This window comes from Kribbella lupini, assembly GCF_039529595.1.
GTDB lineage: Bacteria > Actinomycetota > Actinomycetes > Propionibacteriales > Kribbellaceae > Kribbella > Kribbella lupini.
The window spans coordinates 43,640-61,075 of sequence record NZ_BAAANC010000003.1 but is presented as its reverse complement, the minus strand read 5'-3'; the positions used below and the strand labels follow the sequence as shown (position 1 = coordinate 61,075).

The window sequence follows — 17,436 nt, the reverse complement described above, 5'->3', positions numbered from 1 at the left end:
CTAGTTGCCCTGGGCATCCGGTCCGGTGTAGATGCCCAGGGCACGGAATCGCAGGGCCGGCTGGGCGTACTCCTCGAGCGCGTGCGCGGTCCAGCCGATCGTCCGGGCGAGGGCGAACAGTGCCTCGCCGGCATCCGGCCGCAGACCGTAGGTGTGCATCAGCGCGGCGACCGCGACGTCGCTGTTCGGGAATCCGCGCACCTGATCGGCCAGCGTCCGGACGGTCCTGGTCGCGGGGACGTCACCCAGCAGGTCCAGCAGCAGCTCGGCCCGCGGGTCGCGGCGGCGGTACAGCTTGTGGCCGAACCCCGGGATCGCCTGACCGGTCCGCAGCCGGGCCGACACCGCGGCGACCGGGTCGTCGGTTGCCTGGAGCAAGAAGTCGTAGGCGACCGACGTCGCGGCGCCGTGCAGTTGGCCGTCGAGCGCACCGAGGCCGGCCGACACCACGGCGTACAGGTTGGCTCGGGCGCTGGCGGCGACGCGGGCGGCGAGGGTGGAGACGGCGAGGCCGTGGTCGGCGAGCAGGATGATCGCCGCGTCCAGCAGTTCGGGGCGCGGTGGTGCGGCGCTGTCGGTCGCGAGCTTCGGCCAGAGATCGGCGCCGAAGGTGCCAGCGGGACGGCTGGGTCCGGGCAAAGCAGCGACCAGTACGCCGAGGAGCTTGGCCGCGGCCCGCGTGACGGCGTCCGGCGTGAGGTCGAACCGCAGCAGGTCGCCGGCTCCGAGGACCGCGACCGCGATCCGGAGCTTGTCGGTCAGCCGGGCCCCGGCCGGAGCGGCTGCCATCGCTCGTCGAACCAGCTCGACCTCGTCCGGAGGAGCGGGGAATCGATCGGGCGTAGCGAGGTCGCCGGTCCACAGCAGCGAAGCGACCGACTCGACGGTGTGGCCGGCCACGAGGTCGCGGACCGCGTGGCCCCGGTAGTACAGGTCGTCGTCGTCGGTGATCAGCGTGAGCTGCGACTCGATGCGTTCGATCGCGCCCGGGTGGTCGACCGTGCGGCCGACGAGGCGGTCGACGTCGGTCTCGAGGAAGAGGCTGCCTCGGCGACCGCGGGCCCGGGTGCTGGTGAGCAGTCCGCGGCTGACGTAGGCGTAGACGGTCTCCGGCTTCACCTTCAGGCGGGCGGCCACCTCGGCGGTGGTGAGGTAATGCTCGTCACTCGAATCGGGCACGCCACGCTCCCGCGCAGGTTGATGTTGACTTGATCAACATTGACAATACTGGATTCTGAGCCGAGCGTGAATCCATGTCAATCAATGTGGATCAACTTGTCGAGGTGCCGCCGGGTCTGCGCAACGTCGTGGTGACGGAGACCGCGCTCGGCGACGTACGAGGTGATGAGGGCTTCTACCACTACCGCCAGTACTCCGCGGTCGAGCTGGCACGGACGAAGACGGTGGAGGACGTCTGGTTCCTGATGCTCGAAGGGCGATTGCCCAGTGCGGAGGAGCGGGCTCGGTTCGTCGCCGAGGTCGCGCCGCTGCGGGTGCTGCCCGACGAGGTGCGGGAGATCTTGCCGGCCGTGGCGGCGGCCGGTGTCGCGGAGAAGCCGTTGGCGGGGCTGCGGACTGCGCTGTCGGTGCTGGCGGCGGCTCGCGATCTTCCGCCGGTGTGGGACGTGGATCGCGAACGGCGGAAGGCCGACGCCATGCTGGTGTGCGCGGTGACTCCGACGATCCTCGCTGCTTTGCACCGGTTGCGGGAGGGGCAGCAGCCGTTGGAGCCGCGTTCGGATCTCGGCGCGGCGGCGAACTGGCTGTACCTGGTGACCGGCGCCGAGCCGTCCCCTGAGCACGTGGCGGCGATCGAGGCGTACCTGATCGCGACGGTCGACCACGGCTTCAACGCGTCGACGTTCACGGCACGGGTCATCGCGTCCACCGGCGCGGACGTGGTGTCGGCGGTAGCGGGCGCGTTGGGTGCGTTCTCGGGTCCGCTGCACGGCGGGGCGCCGGACCGGGCGCTGGCGAGCTTGGACGAGATCGGTACGCCGGAGCGTGCGGACGCGTGGGTGCGAGCGAAGGTTGCGGCGGGGGACCGGATCATGGGGTTCGGGCACGCGGTCTACCGGACCGACGACCCGCGGTCGCTGATGCTGCGGGACATCGCCCAGGGACTCGGTGGTGAGCTCGTGGACTTCGCCGTCACGGTCGAGCGAACGGTGGTCGACGTACTGGCCGAGCTGAAGCCCGGGCGCAATCTGTACGCGAACGTCGAGTTCTACGCCGGTGTGGTGATGGACCGCTGCGGGTTGCCGCGCTCGATGTTCACGCCGACCTTCGCCACCAGCCGCGTGATCGGCTGGACCGCCAACATCCTCGAGCAGGCCGGCGACGGCAAGATCATCCGCCCCGCCGCCCGGTACGTCGGCCCGCCCCCGCCGGCGCCGATCAGCTGACGTACTGCCGGGATCACGCCCGGAGCAGAACCCGGACCTGGCCTCTGATCTGCTCGACGATCGCGTCGACCGGCTCGGCGGCGTTGTTCGTCGCCGCCATGGCGACGAACATGATCGCGGAGACGATGTGCGCCAACGCCGCAGCCTGGTCGCCGTCGACGCGCTCGTCTCTGCGGAGCACCTCGGCGATCGCCTGCTCGGTCTCCACGGTCAGGGCGAGCGCGTCGCGGTGGTGCGGCTCCTCGGGATCGCCGAACACGATCTCCCGCAGGTACGTGCGCCCGTTGTCGACCTGCTTGCGGTTGCACTCCACGACCGGGCGCAGGATCGCCATCACCGCCTCCAGCGGGTCGGTGATGGTCGAGGCCGCGGACCGCCCGCGGGCGAGCGCGTCGGCGTACGTCGAGTTCTGCACCAGCAACAGCAGTTCGCCCTTGCTCTTCGCGTACAGGAACAGCGTCCCGGCGCCGATGTCGGCCCGGTCGGCGATCTCTTGCGTGGTGACCTCGTCGACCCCGCGCTCGGCGAACAGCTCCCGGGCCGCGGCGGTGATCCGCTCGAGCTTCTGCTGCTTGTTCCGCTCGCGCCGTCCGACCGGTCGGGAGGCGACTGCCATGGCTGCCGTCCTTTGCTGAGTGAACTCGAAACCGCCGACGCTCATTCTTCCACGGTGACCAACGAAGCCTCCGCGCCGGGAAATCGCAGTCAGCGGCCGAGGAAGTCGACGGCGAGCGGGACGAACTGCTCGTGGAACTGGAAGATGCCACCGTGGCCGGAGTCGGGGTAGATGACCAGTTCCGAGCCCTTGATCCGGCGGTGCAGATCCTCGGAGAGGATCGAGGGCACCATGCGGTCGTTGTCGCCGTTGGCGATCAGCGTGGGCTGGGTGATCGCCGACAGGTCGCCGGGCGCGGAGCGGCCCCACTTCTGGATCGCCTTCAGCTGGGTCCGGAACGCCGTGAGCTTGACCGGTACGTCGCGGTCCGCGGTGCGCTCTTCGAGTCGCTGGACGAACGCGCGGCCGGCGGCCTTGCCGGTCGTGTTGCGGTTGAAGAACAGGAACTCCTTCGGGTCGGACCGGGTCACGGTCGCGCGCAGGATGTCCCAGTACGTCGTCCGCGCGACCTTGTCCATGTCCTTGCCGCCCGCGGGCCCGGTCCCGGTGAGCACGAGCTTGCGGACCAGGCCCGGATGCTTGGCGACGAGCGCCTGGGCGACCATGCCGCCGAGCGAGAACGCGAAGATGTCGATCTCATCGAAGCCCAGGGCCTCGATGAACGTCACGGCGTCGTCGGCCATCGCCTCGACGGTGCCGGGAACGCGGCCGGTCGAGGCGCCGACGCCGCGGTTGTCGAACGCGACGACGTGGCGATGTGCGGCGATCGGGTCGATGATCCGCGGGTCCCAGTTGTCGAGGTTCGCGGCAAGGTGGACGAAGAAGACGACGGGGATCCCGCCCTTCGGTCCCAGCTCGCGGTAGGCGTAGGTGACGCCGTCGGCGACGACGGTCCGGGTCGGTGCGTCCTGGTAGGCGGTGACGATGTCGTCCCGCGCGTGCCGGTTCGTGGTCATGCTGTTCTCCTGATGGATGAGGTGGTCCTGCTGATGACGGCCTTGCCCCGGAAGCCGCCCTTCGCCAGCGACCGCACCGCCTGCACGGTCTGGTCGAAGTCGAAGACCCGCCCGACGACGGGTCGCAGCGCGCCGCTGTCGACAAGGCCGGCGATCCGGCGCAGCTGATCGCCGTCGGCGCGCATGAAGAGGAACTCGTACGTCGTACCAAGGCGCCGGGCCCGGCGCCGGACGCCGCTGCTGAGAACGCCCGTCACCAGCCGAAGCGCCGCGTTGGCGCCGAGCTCGCGGGCGAACGCCGCATCGGGCGGCCCGGCGATCCCGATCGCCTTGCCGCCGGGGCGCAGTACGCGCAGGGACTTCTCGAGGTTCTCGCCGCCGACGCTGTCCAGCACCAGGTCGTACCCGTCGAGCAGCTGCTCGAAGTCCTGGCTGCGGTAGTCGACGACGACGTCCGCCCCGAGCTCACGCACGAACTCCGCGTCACGGGCACTGACCGTCGTGGCGACCGTGGCGCCGAGATGCTTGGCGAGCTGGATCGCGATCGTTCCCACCCCGCCGGCGCCAGCGTGGACGAGCACGCGTTGGCCCGGCTGCACGTTGCCCCGCTCGACGAGCGCCTGCCAGGCGGTCAACGCGACCAGCGGCAGCGAGGCCGCTTCCACGAAGTCCACCGACGCCGGTTTGAGCGCCAGGTCGGTCTCCGCGATCGCGATGCGCTCGGCGAAGGTTCCGATCCGGTCCTTCCCCGGCCGGGCGTACACCTCGTCGCCGAGCGCGAAGCCGCGCACCTCGGCGCCGAGACCGATCACCGTTCCCGCGACGTCGTGGCCGAGAACCAGCGGCAGCTCGTACGGCAGCACCTGCCGGAACTCGCCCGCCCGGAGCTTCTCGTCGAGCGCGTTGAGCCCTGCGGCCCGCACCTCGACCAGTACGTCGTGCGCGCCGACCACGGGCTCCGGGACGTCGGCCTCCTGCACCGGGCCCTTGTACTGACGGACGACGAACGCGCGCATGATCACTCTCCCCGACGGGCGATTTACTGAGTGAACTCGATAATGAGCATACTCAGTAAAGAAGTCAAGCGCGCGCAAGAACGCCGCCACCCCGGATCTGGAGTGGCGGCGCGCGGCGAGGCGGCTCTAGCTGAAGCGCAGGTCGGGATTGGTGAGCTTGCCGAACCGCAGCGCGACCAGGTCGCGCGGATAGTTCTGGCGCAGCCGCCACGGGCCGGTCGTGCCCTGGCGGGGGAGCAGCGCGGCGGCGCGGCGGATGTAGCCGGAGGTCAGATCGACGACCGGACGGGCCGGCTTGTCGTACTCCTCGGGCGGGATCTCGGGCCGGCAGACCCGGGTGCCGGTGCGGGACATGTGGTTGAGCAGCCGGCAGACGTACTGCGAGGTGAGGTCGGAGCGCAGCGTCCAGGAGTTGTTGGTGTAGCCGATGCACCAGGCCAGGTTCGGTACGCCGCTGAGCATCATGCCGCGGTAGACGAAGGTTTCGTTGACCGCGACCGGCCGCCCGTCGACGGTCAGCGCGATCTTGCCGAGGGCAACCATCTGCAGGCCGGTGGCGGTGACCACGACGTCGGCGGGAAGGTGCTCGCCGGACCGGAGCCGGATGCCGTCGGCGGTGAAGGTGTCGATCTCGGCGGTGACGATCGACGCCGCGCCCTTGCGGAAGGCGCGGAACAGATCGGAGTCGGGGACCAGGCACAGCCGCTGGTCCCACGGCTTGTACCGCGGGACGAAGTGCGGATCCGCCGGAATCGACGCGGGGAGCTGCTGAGCGGCTGCCTTGTTCAGGAAGGCCGCGGCGTGAGCGGGGAAGCGGCGGAAAGCGCCGTACGCCAGCGAGCTGAACGCGACGTTCTTCCCGCGGATGACGCGGTGCGCGAGCCGCTCGGGCAGGACGGCGCGGATCCGGTCGGAGACCGCGTCGACGGCAGGCCGGGAGGCGATGTACGACGGCGAGCGCTGCAGCATCGTCACGTGCTCGGCCTGCCCGGCCATCGCGGGCACCAAGGTCACCGCGGTCGCGCCGCTGCCGATCACGACCACCCGCTTGCCGGTGTAGTCGAGGTCGTCCGGCCAGTGCTGCGGGTGCACCACCCGCCCCTCGTACGACGCCAGGCCGGGAAAGTCCACGACGTACCCGCTGTCGTAGTCGTAGTAGCCGCTGCAGACGTAGAGGAAGTTGCAGGTGTACGACTCCTGGTCGGTCTCCACGGTCCACAGCGCGTCGGCCGTCGACCAGGACGCCGCGAGCACCTTGCGGCCGAAGCGGATGTTCCGGTCGATGCCGTACGTGGACGCCGTCTCGTGCAGGTACTCCAGGATCGACGGCCCGTCCGCGATCGCCTTCGCCGCGGTCCACGGGTGGAACGGGAAGCCGAGCGTGAACATGTCCGAGTCCGACCGGATCCCCGGGTAGCGGAACAGGTCCCAGGTCCCGCCGAGGTCCTCGCGCGCCTCCAGTACGGCGTACGAGCGCTCGGGGCTCTGGGTCTGCAGCCGGTACGCCGCACCGATGCCGGACAGGCCGGCGCCGACGATCAGGACGTCCAGGTGCTCCACGCGTGCCTCCCTGCCGCGGCCGGGGCCGCTTGTTGAGTGCCTCGTCAACAATAGTCCACCCGCGGCCGGCGCGGTGTACGCCAGGTCGCGTGATCCGTACGCAAAGTTGCCGACCGGGTTTGTCGATTCCGCCGGGGCGCGATCGTCAGCAAGATGTCAGTAGAACCCCACAACGAGGGAGCCCGCGATGGCGCAGTACATGTTCATGCTCTTCGACTCCGAGGAGTGGTACGACCAGGTGACCGCCGAGGAGTGGCAGTCGCAGATGAAGCTGCACAACGAGTTCATGGCGGCCGTGGAAGCGGCCGGCGCGCGGGTCGTCGGCGGGGAGGCGCTGCTGCCGTCCTCGACCGCGAGCACGATCAAGAAGGGCGACGGTGAGCCGCTGGTCACCGACGGCCCGTTCATCGAGACCAAGGAAGCGCTCGGCGGGTTCTACATCGTGGACGCCAAGGACCTGGACCAGGCGCTCGAGCTGGCCAAGCTGGTGCCGTCGGGCAACATCGAGGTCCGTCCGGTGATGGACACCTCCGAAGGCTCCGCGCCGCCGGCGTAGTCGCTGGGTGGTGGGGTCCCGCCGGGGACCCCACCAGCCCACCACGAGAGGAGCTGAAGCGGTGGGAGCGAGCGCTCGGGTGGTGACCGAGCAGGTCGAGGCGGCGCACCGGGAGTGCTGGTCGGTGGTGCTGGCCTCGACCGTGCGCGTCACGCGCGACCTCGATCTCGCCGAGGACTGTGCGCAAGAGGCCTTCGTCCGAGCCCTGCGCACCTGGCCCGAGCAGATCCCGGACAATCCGGCCGGTTGGCTGACGACCGTCGCGAAGCGGCTGGCGCTGGACAAGCTCCGGCGCGAGACGACGCTGCGGCGCAAGCTGCCGCTGCTCGTCGAGGAACCGGGAGAGACCGAGCAGCCGACCGACCCGCTCCGGCTGGTGTTCACCTGCTGCCACCCGGCGCTGGCGCGGGACGCCCAGGTAGCGCTGACGTTGCGGCTGATCTGCGGCCTGACGACGCGGGAGGTCGCGGCGGGCCTGCTGATCAGTGAGGCGACGGCGGCGGCCCGGATCACCCGGGCGAAGAAGAAGATCGCGGCCGCGGGGATCCCGTACCGGATTCCCGCCGACAGCGAGCTCGCGTCGCGGCTGGACGTCGTACTGACGGTGGTGCAGCTGGTCTACACCGCCGGGCACGTCGCGGCCGGGCCGGAGCTGACGCGGGCGGATCTGACCGGGCGGGCGATCGAGCTGGCGCAGCTGCTGGTGCGGTTGATGCCTGACGAGCCGGAGCCGCAGTCGTTGCTGGCGTTGCTGCTGATGACGCAGGCCCGGGGTGACGCGCGGGTGAGCGAGGACGGCGAGCTGGTGCTGCTGGCGGACCAGGACCGGTCGCGGTGGGACATCAAGATGCTCGCTGAGGGCGTCAGCCGCGCGACCGCGGCGTTGCGGCAGCGGGAGAAGCCGGGGCGGTTCGCCTTGCAGGCGGCGGTTGCCGGGTTGCACGTGACGGCGCCGAGCTGGGAGCGGACCGACTGGGTGCAGGTCGTCCGGATGTACGACGCGATGCTGGTCGGCTGGCCGTCGCCGATCGTCGCGCTCAACCGGGCGGCGGCGCAGAGCCTGGTTCCGGGTGCGGACCTGGACGAGGTGCTCGGCGAGTTGGATGCCTTAGGCAAGGAGTCGGCGCTGAAGACGTATGCCTACCTGCCGGCCGCGCGGGCCGACGTACTGGCGCGGCTGGGTCGAACGGCGGAGGCTATGACGGCGTACGACGCGGCGATCGCGCTGACCGCGAACGGCGCCGAGCGGCGCTTCCTGCTTCGTCGGAAGGCCGCGCTGGCTTGACGGGCGTCCTCAGTACGGCGAACCGTCGCGCAGGTTGTGCAGGTGGGACGGATCGGCCAGCAGCACCGGCAGGCGCCGCGCGTTGAGCGGCGAGACCAGCCCGGCGAGCTCGTCGGGCGCGTACCAGTCCAGGCCGAGAATCTCGAACCCGTCCGGCTGCAACGTCGAGATCAACGACGCGTCGTGCACCCCACCGTCGTACAGGATCTCGATCGCGTCGCCCCAGCCTTCCCAGCGCGGCAGCCAGTCGATCGCCAGCACGCCGTTCACCGGCAGCGCGGTCCCGAGCTCCTCCTCCATCTCGCGCCGGGCGCCGGTCAGCGGGTCCTCGTCGGGCTCGACGACGCCGCCGGGCAGCTCGAGATCCTTCTTGTAGCTCACCTTGCACAGCAGGACGCGCCCGGCGGGATCCCGGACGACGACGTGCGCGATCACGCGCTTCTTCGGCAGCACCGAGTCCATCAGCGCGGTCCAGCCGGACAGCGTGTCGGCCCGCGGATCGTCGCGCCGCAGTCCGTAGACCGCGACGTCACGCCGCTCACCCTGCAGTACGGCGCCGCCGCGCAGCAGGCCCTCGCGCCGGAAGCCGGAGCGGATCGCAACCCGCGCCGCCGCGTGGTTCTCCGGGTCGACGTGGACCTGCAGCCGGTCCAGCTCGAGCTCGCCGAACGCGTACACCACCAGCAACCGCACCGCGCGCCGGGCGATCTGGCGCCCGCGATACGGCTTGTACGTCGTCCAGGTGACCGCGCCGACGCCCGGTGAGATGCGCCGGACCTCGACCGTGCCGACCGGGCCGCTCTCGCCGGCCAGCTCGACCACGAAGCTCACCACCGACCGGTCGTCGGCGTACGCGTCGCGCGCCTCCTCGACCTCGTCGGCCAGGTCGGACCGCGGCGGGTCCTCGGCCAGGCCGAACCAGCGGACCATCTGGTCGTCGGACAGCCCGTGCGCGACGTCGATGTCCTCGTCGCGCCACGGGCGCAGCGTGAGGTCCCCGTCGGTCAGCGTCGGTTGCGGCGGCACACCAGTCACGTCCGGAACGGTACCCGACGCAACTTCATCGACTCCCGATGCATCGAGAGGGACGTGAACAGAACCCTTCCCACCCTGGCCGCCGCCGGCGTACTGCTCGCGGCCCCCTGGGTGACGCCCACGGCCTCCGCGGCAGCGGCGATCAGCGACGTACAGCTCAGCTGGTCCGACGCCACCCACACCAAGGTCAAGATCACCTGGTCCGAAACCACTTCCGTCGCCAACACCGTCGACCTGGCGACCTGGGTCGAGAACCCGATCGGTACGACGACCGCGGCCCAGCCCAACGAGGTCCTGGTTCCGGTCAACCGGTTCCCGCAGACGAACGCCGACGGCAGGCACTACGTCACGGTCAGCGGCCCCGACGGCGCCACGGCGCGGTCGGTCGACTTCGACGCCTACGCCTACGCACCCGAGAAAGCGACGCTCACCTTCCCGACGTACGACCAGCTGGCGTGGTCCGTGCCGGCCGACACCAGCGTCGACGGTACGCCGAACGACCCGCTCGACCTGCCCAAGCACGACACCTACCTGGTCGAGACCAGGTTCGACGACCCGGACCAGTACGACGTGGAGTGCACGCCACTGCCGACCACGACCAGCCCGGAGCCTAGCGGGCAGATCGCCCGGCCGACCCGGCCGATCTCGCTCGAAATCCACACGCAGAACGAGTGGGGCCCGTCGACCGGCGGCACCTGGAACCTGATCGACGTCACCAGTGCCGTCACCATCACCGCCCCCGCGGCCTCGCCGCTGGGCGGGAACACCACACTGACCGGCGAGGTGAAGCTCCGCGGTCTGGACGTGAGCGGACACCCGCCGAGCTGCACGGCGTACGAGAACGTGTCGCCGTTCACGCCCGTCGTCGTGCACCAGCGCACGTCCCCGACGGCCCCGTGGACCGTGGTCGGCAGCACCAAGACCGACAACACCGGCAAGTACACCGCAACCTTCCGCAACCCGGGCCACCGCGAGTACCGCGTGGTCGTCCCCAGCCAGACCGTCAACGGCAAGCCCCTCTTCGGCGGCGACAGCCCCACCAAGTCAGTCCGCGCCACGACTCGGGTCGTCTCGGCCAAGTTCATCCAGCCGACGGTCGACCTCGGCACCCAGCCGCAGGCCTACCTGTGGGTCGACCCGGCCGGCACGCAACAGGCCGCCCTCCAGTTCAAGAACGCCACGGGTGCGTGGCAGGGGCTCGGCTACAAGACCCTGTCCGCCGGGCGCGGACTGCTCGCGTTCCCGTGGAACCAGCGGGGCACGACCCAGTTCCGCTGGTGGATCCCGGCCTCGACCACCGCCGATGCAACGTACAGCGGACTCTTCACGCTGACCGTTCGCTGAACCTTTCGGCCGGATCTTGCATCGAGCTTGGTAGGACGATTCCTGGGGGACACATGCTGACACTCGCTCTCGCTCCGGCGCTCCTGCTGAGCGCCGTCGCCGTACCGCTCCCGGCAGCCGCCGCGGACGCCACGATCAGCAACGTGAAGATCAGCTGGTACGACGCAGAGCACACCAAGGTGTTGGTCACCTGGCAGGAGTCCGCACCGGTGGCCAACATCGTGCGGGCACAGGGCTACGAACTCGGCACGACGACCGCGAAGCAGCCCGACCGGATCGTGGCGGAGACCGGCAAGTTCCCGCAGACCGGTGTGGGCGAGAGCCAGCAGGTGCTCGTGGTCGGACCGGACGGCACCGAGGCGCGGTCGGTCCCCTTCGACAGCTACACCTATGCGCCGAAGGAGCTGGGAGTGACCTTCCCCAGCTATGACCGGTTGCGCTGGACGGTGGCACCGGACCAGAGCGTGGACAGCACCCCGAACGACCCGCTGGACCTACCGGTCAGCCCCCGCTACCAGGTGACCGTCAATCTTGATCCTGATCTCGAGGACCCGGGCGACTGGGCCTGCGCGCAGCAGAAGACGTTCACCGCCATTCCGTCCGGCACGGTGACGAAGACCGGCCGCACGTTCGATCTCCGGGTCAGTCCGGTGAACGAGTGGGGCACCTCGCCCTGGGCGCACTCCTCGGTGCCGGTCGGAGCGATCGATCGGGTCACGATCGCGGCTCCCGTCGCAACGCCGTACGGCGGGACCACCACGCTGACCGGGCACCTGGGCTGGCGCTCCCTGATCATCAGTGGCGCGCCACCGACCTGCAACGACTGGCTGATCGACGGCAACGGCTCGCCCGTCGTCGTGCAGCAGCGGACCTCGCCGACCGCACCGTGGACAGTGGTCGGAACCACCAGAACCGATGCCAAGGGCAACTACAAGGCGACCTTCCGGAACCCTGGCCACCGCGAGTACAGGGTTGTCGCGCCGAACGTGACCAGCGGCTGGCTCCGCTTCGGCGGCGACAGCGCGACCGTCGCCGTCCGAGCGACCACTCGCGTGGTCTCGGGCAAGTTCATCCAGCCGGTCATCAACCTGGGCACCCGGCCGCAGGCCTACCTCTGGGTCGACCCGGCCGGCACGCAGAAGGCCGCGCTGCAGTTCAAGAACGCGGCGGGTGCCTGGCAGGGCGTCGCGTACAAGACCCTGTACGCCGGCCGCGGTCTGCTCGCGTTCCCGTGGAACAAGCGGGGGACCACCCAGTTCCGCTGGTGGGTCCCGGCCTCGGCCGCCGCTGACGCGACGTACAGCAACAGCTTCACGCTGACCGTGCGGTGACGTCGCAACTATCGGTCCGGTGACTGCATCGTGACTGGTACAGAGAGAGGGACGCGGATGCTGAAGAGATCGAGCGCGCTCGTCGGGGCGGTGGCGTTGTTGACCGTGGTGGGGGCGCAGAGCGCCTCGGCGCGGGCGGTGAACGTGACGAACGTGCAGGTCGTCTGGGCCGACGCCAAGCAGCACAGCATCCGGATCACCTGGACCGAGTCGCAGCCGGCGGCGAACACGATCGTCCTGCGCAGCGACGCCGGCGAGGGCGGGAACGAGTTCGGGCACACGACGGCCGACCAGCCGAACGAGTACGTCGTCGACGCGGCGACCCTGGGACCCCGGGCCGACCCCGCCGACAAGGTGTGGATCGAGGTCGGCGACGGTTCCGGTACGCCGGGCCGCACGGACGCCTTCGACCGGTTCAACTACGGTGGCTCCCCGGTGACGACGGCGTTCGAGGCCGACGGTTCGCTGCGGTGGACGGTCGCGCCGGACACCTCGATCGACCCGACGCCGGGAGATCCGCTCGACCGGCCGCAGGACTACACCTACGTCCCGCAGCAGCGGGTTCGGCCCGACAGGCCCATCCCCGGGTGCGACGCGATCAACCTGGCTCCGACGACCGCGCGGACCGGTACGATCCCGGACGCCGGCTACCCGTACAACCTGTTGATCGGAGTCGACAACGAGTGGGGCACCGTGCGGTTCAACCTCACCGGTGTGGGCAGAACCAAGAGCCTCACGATGACCGGCCCGGCCGCGACGAAGCTCGGCGAGAAGACCACGTTGACCGGTGTGCTGAACGAAGAGTTCCTGTTCGAGGCGAGCGGCGGTCCGCCGAGCTGCAGCCAGTGGCCGGAGCAGACGCCGAACCAGTCGGTGGTCATCCAGCAGCGGACCTCGGCGACCGCACCGTGGACCACGGCCGGCACCACCAGGACCACCGGTGAATGGGGCGCGTACACGGCCGTGCTGACGAACCCGGGACATCGCGAGTACCGGGCGGTGCGGCTGAACACGATCTACGGCGGCCGCGCGCTGTACGGGGGAGTGGGCGGCGTCAAATCGGTCCGAGCGACCACTCGCGTGGTCTCGGCCAAGTTCATCCAGCCGGTCATCAACCTCGGCACCCGGCCGCAGGCCTACCTGTGGGTCGACCCGGCCGGCACGCAGAGGACCGCGCTGCAGTTCAAGAACGCGGCGGGTGCCTGGCAGGGCGTCGCGTACAAGACCCTGTACGCCGGCCGCGGCTTGCTCGCGTTTCCTTGGAACAAGCGGGGCACGACCCAGTTCCGCTGGTGGGTTCCCGCCACGACCGCGGCGGATGCGGCATACAGCAACACGTTCACGCTGACGGTGCGGTGAGGGCGCAACTTTCCGCCGGCCGCAGGCATCGTGGCTGGTAGAGACGAGAGGACGAGGATGCTGAAGAGATCGATCGCGCTCGCTGGGGCGGCGGCGTTGGTGACCGTGCTGGGTGCGCAGAGCGCGTCGGCCGGTACGACGCGGGCCGCGGGTGTGAGCAACGTGCAGGTCGCGTGGGTCAACGCCGACCACACCAACATCAAGATCACCTGGGCCGAGTCCGCGCCGGCGGCGAACACGCTGGTGCTGCGCAGCGCGGCCGGCGAAGGTGGATTCGAGTTCGGGCACACGACCGTCGGGCAGCCGAACGAGTACATCTACGACTCCGCGAGTCTGGGGACCAGCGGCGACCCGGCCGACAAGGTGTGGATCGAGGTCAGCGACGGCTCGGCCGCGCCGGGCCGGACGAAGGACTTCGACCGGTTCAACTACGGCGGCTACCCGACGGCGGTCGCGTTCGAGGCCGACGGTTCGTTGCGGTGGAAGGTCGCGCCGGACACCTCGAAGGACGAGACGCCGGACGATCCGCTCGATCTGCCGAAGAACTACACCTACGCGCCGCAGAAGCGCGTCCACACCGACGACCCGAGCATCCCCGGGTGCGACGCGATCAACCTGCCGCAGACCACCACACCGACCGGTACGGTGCCGAACACCGGCCAGGTGTACAACCTGTCGATGGTCGTCGACAACGAGTGGGGCGCCGCGCAGGGACCGATCATCGGGGTCGGGACGACGAAGAGCATCACGATGACCGGACCGGCCGCGACGAGGATCGGTGAGAAGACCACACTGACCGGTGTGCTGACCGGTGCCACCTTGTTCGAGTCGGGCCATCCGCCGAGCTGCGGCGAGGAGACCGAGCCGGTGCCGAACCAGTCGGTGGTCATCCAGCAGCGGACCTCGGCGACCGCGGCGTGGACCACGGCCGGCACCACCAAGACCGATGCCCAGGGCAAGTACACCGCGGTGCTGACGAACCCCGGTCATCGTGAGTACCGGGTGATCCGGCTAAACACGACCTCCGGCGACAAGGCGTGGTACGGCGGGGTGGGCGCGAGCAAGTCGGTCCGGGCCACCACCCGCGTCGTGTCGGCCAAGTTCATCCAGCCGGTGATCACTCTCGGCACCCAGCCGCAGGCCTACCTCTGGGTGGACCCGGCCGGCACGCAGAAGGCGGCACTGCAGTTCAAGAACGCGTCGGGCGCCTGGCAAGGACTCAGCTACAAGACCTTGTACGCCGGTCGCGGCCTGCTCGCCTTCCCGTGGAACAAGCGCGGCTCGGTGCAGTTCCGCTGGTGGATCCCCGCCACGGCGACCGCCGACGCCACCTACAGCGGAGTCTTCACCCTGACGGTCCGCTGACCCCACAAACGTTGCAGGCGGTGCCCTCAATCCCCCGGCCCCGCCTGCAACACCCGGCGGACTAGGTGACGATCGTGGTCTCGGACGGCGACGCCGCCTCGGCCGCGTCGCCCGCGTTCGACCGGTACCTGCCGCGGCCCGCCAAGGTGACGACGGCGCTGGTCGACCCGGACGAATCCGTCCGCTGGAGCGTCCCGGCCGCCGGCGCGGATCAGACGCCGGATGTCAGTAGCTCAGGGCTGTTCGCTCATCCGTCGTACCGGAACCACACGGCGGCCAGTGGCGGGACCGAGATCTCGGCGCTGCTGGCCATGCCGTGCCAGGGGGTGCCGTTGGCGTCGACGCCGCCGAGGTTGCCGACGCCGGAGCCGCCGTAGGTCGCCGCGTCGGTGTTGAGGATCTCGCGCCAGTGGCCCTCGAACGGCAGGCCCAGGCGGTAGCCGTGGTGCGGGACCGCGGAGAAGTTCACCACGCAGGCCATCGTCGCCTCACCCTCGCCGCCGAAGCGGACGAAGGAGAAGGTGTTGTTGCCGGCGTCGTTCGCGTCGATCCAGCTGAACCGCTCCGGCACGTGGTCGTTGCCCCACAGCGCCTTCAGCTCCTTGTACGACGCGTTGAGGTCCTTCACCAGCTGCCGAAGCCCCTGGTGGTCGGCGTGGTCGAGCAGCCACCAGTCGAGCTCACCCTTCTCGGACCACTCCGACTCCTGGCCGAACTCACCGCCCATGAACAGCAGCTGCTTGCCCGGGTGCGCCCACATCATCGCCAGGTAGGCGCGCAGGTTCGCGAGCTGCTGCCAGCGGTCGCCGGGCATCTTGCGCAGCAGCGAACCCTTGCCGTGCACGACCTCGTCGTGCGACAGCGGGAGGACGAAGTTCTCCGAGTAGGCGTACATCATCGAGAACGTCAGTTCCTGGTGGTGGTACTGGCGGTGGATCGGCTCGTGCTCGAGGTAGCGCAGCGAGTCGTTCATCCAGCCCATGTTCCACTTGAACCCGAAGCCGAGTCCGCCCAGGTGCGTCGCCCGGGTGACGCCCGGCCACGACGTCGACTCCTCGGCGACCGTGATCACGCCGGGGACCCGCTTGTAGAGCGTGGCGTTCATCTCCTGCAGGAACGAGACGGCTTCGAGGTTTTCGCGGCCGCCGTACTGGTTCGGCACCCACTGGCCTTCCTGGCGCGAGTAGTCCAGGTAGAGCATCGAGGCGACCGCGTCGACCCGCAGGCCGTCGATGTGGAACTCCTCGGCCCAGTAGAGCGCGTTGGCGACCAGGAAGTTGCGCACCTGCGGCCGGCCGAAGTCGAAGACCAGCGTGCCCCAGTCGGGCTGCTCGCCGCGGCGCGGGTCCGGGTGCTCGTAGAGCGGGGTCCCGTCGAAGCGGGCCAGCGCCCAGGCGTCCTTCGGGAAGTGCGCCGGCACCCAGTCGACCAGGACGCCGACGCCGGCCTGGTGCAGCGCGTCGACCAGGAAGCGGAAGTCGTCGGGGTCGCCGAACCGCGAGGTGGGCGCGAAGTACGAGGTGACCTGGTACCCCCACGAGCCGCCGAACGGGTGCTCCATCACCGGCATGAACTCGACGTGGGTGAAGCCCATCTCGTTGACATAGGCAACGAGTTCGTCGGCCAGCTCACGGTACGACCGGCCCTTGCGCCACGACCCGAGGTGCACCTCGTACACGCTCATCGGCTCGGCGTACGCCTGGGCAGCCGCGCGCCGCTCCAGCCAGTCCGCGTCCTTCCACTCGTACGTCGTCTCGTGCACGACCGACGCGTTGGCCGGCGGCACCTCGGCCAGGTTCGCCATCGGGTCGGCCTTCTGCCGCCAGACGCCGTCCCGGCCGCAGATGTCGAACTTGTACCGCGTCCCCGGCCCGACGCCCGGGACGAACAGCTCCCAGACGCCGCTCGACCCCATCGTGCGCATCGGGTGCGCGCGGCCGTCCCAGAAGTTGAAGTCGGCGGTCAGCCGGATGCCCTGCGCGTTCGGCGCCCAGACCGCGAACGACGTCCCGGTGACGGTGCCGCCCGGGCCGTCGTACCGGCGGACGTGCGCGCCGAGCACGGACCACAGCTGCTCGTGCCGGCCCTCACCGATCAGGTGCAGGTCCATCTCGCCGAGCGACGGCAGGTACCGGTACGGGTCGTCGACCTCGAGCGCGGGACCATCGGTGTAGGTCACCTCGAGCCGGTAGTCGGGCACCTTCTCGACGTCCAGGACGCCGACCCAGATGCCCTCGAACTCGTGCTCCAGCTCGACCCGCTGGTCCTCGAACAGCGCGGTCACCGTCGCGGCGAACGGCCGCAGCACGCGCAACGTCACCGTCCCGTCGCCGAGATGCGGGCCGAGCACCTGGTGCGGATCGTGGTACGTCCCCGACACCACTCGTTCGAGCACGGACCGATCGACCTCGACCCGCCCGTCGGCCCCGGTCGCGGCCGGAGCGGCGGCACCGGGCACAACCTGCCCGGTGGTGGCCGGAACCGCCTGTTCAGCAGGCGCCTTGACCGGTTCGGTCATCGCCTCCGACAGCGGCGTCCGCACCTCGGCATCGTGCTCGTCGCGCTCGTTCGATCCCATGCACCCAATCCTGCCCGATGGACTCTTCGA

The 17,436-nt window shown here is 70.0% G+C and carries 14 protein-coding genes; 7 read left to right on the top strand and 7 right to left on the bottom strand.

Annotation, left to right across the window (positions count from 1 at the left end; all coding sequences use genetic code 11):
- Positions 1–1,179: a citrate synthase gene (locus ABD235_RS26425; protein WP_344178874.1), complete on the bottom strand. Its 1,179-nt coding sequence runs from the start codon at positions 1,177–1,179 to the stop codon at positions 1–3.
- Between the two features lie 74 nt (positions 1,180–1,253).
- Here ABD235_RS26425 and ABD235_RS26420 point away from each other — a divergent pair, with 74 nt between their 5' ends.
- Positions 1,254–2,405 carry a citrate/2-methylcitrate synthase gene (locus tag ABD235_RS26420; protein ID WP_344178873.1) on the top strand — a complete coding sequence of 384 codons (1,152 nt, stop codon included), beginning with the start codon at positions 1,254–1,256 and terminating at the stop codon, positions 2,403–2,405.
- Between the two features lie 13 nt (positions 2,406–2,418).
- On the opposite strand, the gene ABD235_RS26415 is transcribed toward ABD235_RS26420, so the two are convergent.
- The 4 genes from ABD235_RS26415 to ABD235_RS26400 all read right to left on the bottom strand — a co-directional run bounded on the left by ABD235_RS26415 (position 2,419) and on the right by ABD235_RS26400 (position 6,553).
- Entirely contained in the window at positions 2,419–3,021 is a 603-nt protein-coding gene (locus ABD235_RS26415; RefSeq protein WP_344178870.1) for a TetR/AcrR family transcriptional regulator, read from the bottom strand.
- An 89-nt stretch (positions 3,022–3,110) separates the two neighbouring features.
- On the bottom strand, positions 3,111–3,977 hold the full coding sequence (locus ABD235_RS26410; protein ID WP_344178868.1) for an alpha/beta fold hydrolase: 867 nt from the start codon (positions 3,975–3,977) through the stop codon (positions 3,111–3,113).
- Positions 3,974–4,993, bottom strand: a complete 1,020-nt coding sequence (locus tag ABD235_RS26405; RefSeq protein WP_344178867.1) for an NADP-dependent oxidoreductase — start codon at positions 4,991–4,993, stop codon at positions 3,974–3,976. Before ABD235_RS26405 ends, ABD235_RS26410 begins: the two co-directional genes overlap by 4 nt.
- 126 nt (positions 4,994–5,119) lie before the next feature.
- Positions 5,120–6,553: a flavin-containing monooxygenase gene (locus tag ABD235_RS26400; RefSeq protein ID WP_344178865.1), complete on the bottom strand. Its 1,434-nt coding sequence runs from the start codon at positions 6,551–6,553 to the stop codon at positions 5,120–5,122.
- Between the two features lie 187 nt (positions 6,554–6,740).
- Between ABD235_RS26400 and ABD235_RS26395 the strand changes: the two genes are divergently transcribed.
- Entirely contained in the window at positions 6,741–7,109 is a 369-nt protein-coding gene (locus ABD235_RS26395; protein ID WP_344178863.1) for a YciI family protein, read from the top strand.
- A 61-nt stretch (positions 7,110–7,170) separates the two neighbouring features.
- Positions 7,171–8,394, top strand: coding sequence for an RNA polymerase sigma factor (locus ABD235_RS26390; RefSeq protein WP_344178861.1), 1,224 nt, complete (start codon positions 7,171–7,173; stop codon positions 8,392–8,394).
- A 9-nt stretch (positions 8,395–8,403) separates the two neighbouring features.
- Here ABD235_RS26390 and ABD235_RS26385 read toward each other — a convergent pair whose 3' ends face one another.
- Entirely contained in the window at positions 8,404–9,429 is a 1,026-nt protein-coding gene (locus ABD235_RS26385; RefSeq protein ID WP_344178859.1) for an NUDIX hydrolase, read from the bottom strand.
- 54 nt (positions 9,430–9,483) lie between these two features.
- On the opposite strand from ABD235_RS26385, the gene ABD235_RS26380 reads away from it, so the two are divergent.
- Genes ABD235_RS26380 through ABD235_RS26365 form a run of 4 tightly spaced genes read left to right on the top strand, consistent with a single transcriptional unit; the run spans position 9,484 to position 14,828 of the window.
- Positions 9,484–10,773 (top strand): hypothetical protein, encoded by a 1,290-nt coding sequence (locus tag ABD235_RS26380; RefSeq protein ID WP_344178857.1) that lies wholly within the window; start codon positions 9,484–9,486, stop codon positions 10,771–10,773.
- Between the two features lie 53 nt (positions 10,774–10,826).
- Positions 10,827–12,104 (top strand): hypothetical protein, encoded by a 1,278-nt coding sequence (locus ABD235_RS26375; protein ID WP_344178856.1) that lies wholly within the window; start codon positions 10,827–10,829, stop codon positions 12,102–12,104.
- Positions 12,105–12,161: 57 nt separating this feature from the next.
- Entirely contained in the window at positions 12,162–13,463 is a 1,302-nt protein-coding gene (locus ABD235_RS26370; protein ID WP_344178855.1) for a hypothetical protein, read from the top strand.
- Between the two features lie 57 nt (positions 13,464–13,520).
- Positions 13,521–14,828, top strand: a complete 1,308-nt coding sequence (locus ABD235_RS26365) for a hypothetical protein (RefSeq protein WP_344178852.1) — start codon at positions 13,521–13,523, stop codon at positions 14,826–14,828.
- Between the two features lie 247 nt (positions 14,829–15,075).
- Here the strand turns inward: ABD235_RS26365 and glgB are convergent, their stop codons facing one another.
- A complete protein-coding gene (gene glgB / locus ABD235_RS26360; protein WP_344178850.1) occupies positions 15,076–17,406 on the bottom strand; it encodes a 1,4-alpha-glucan branching protein GlgB in 2,331 nt (776 codons plus the stop codon).
- Between the last annotated feature and the right edge of the window lie 30 nt (positions 17,407–17,436).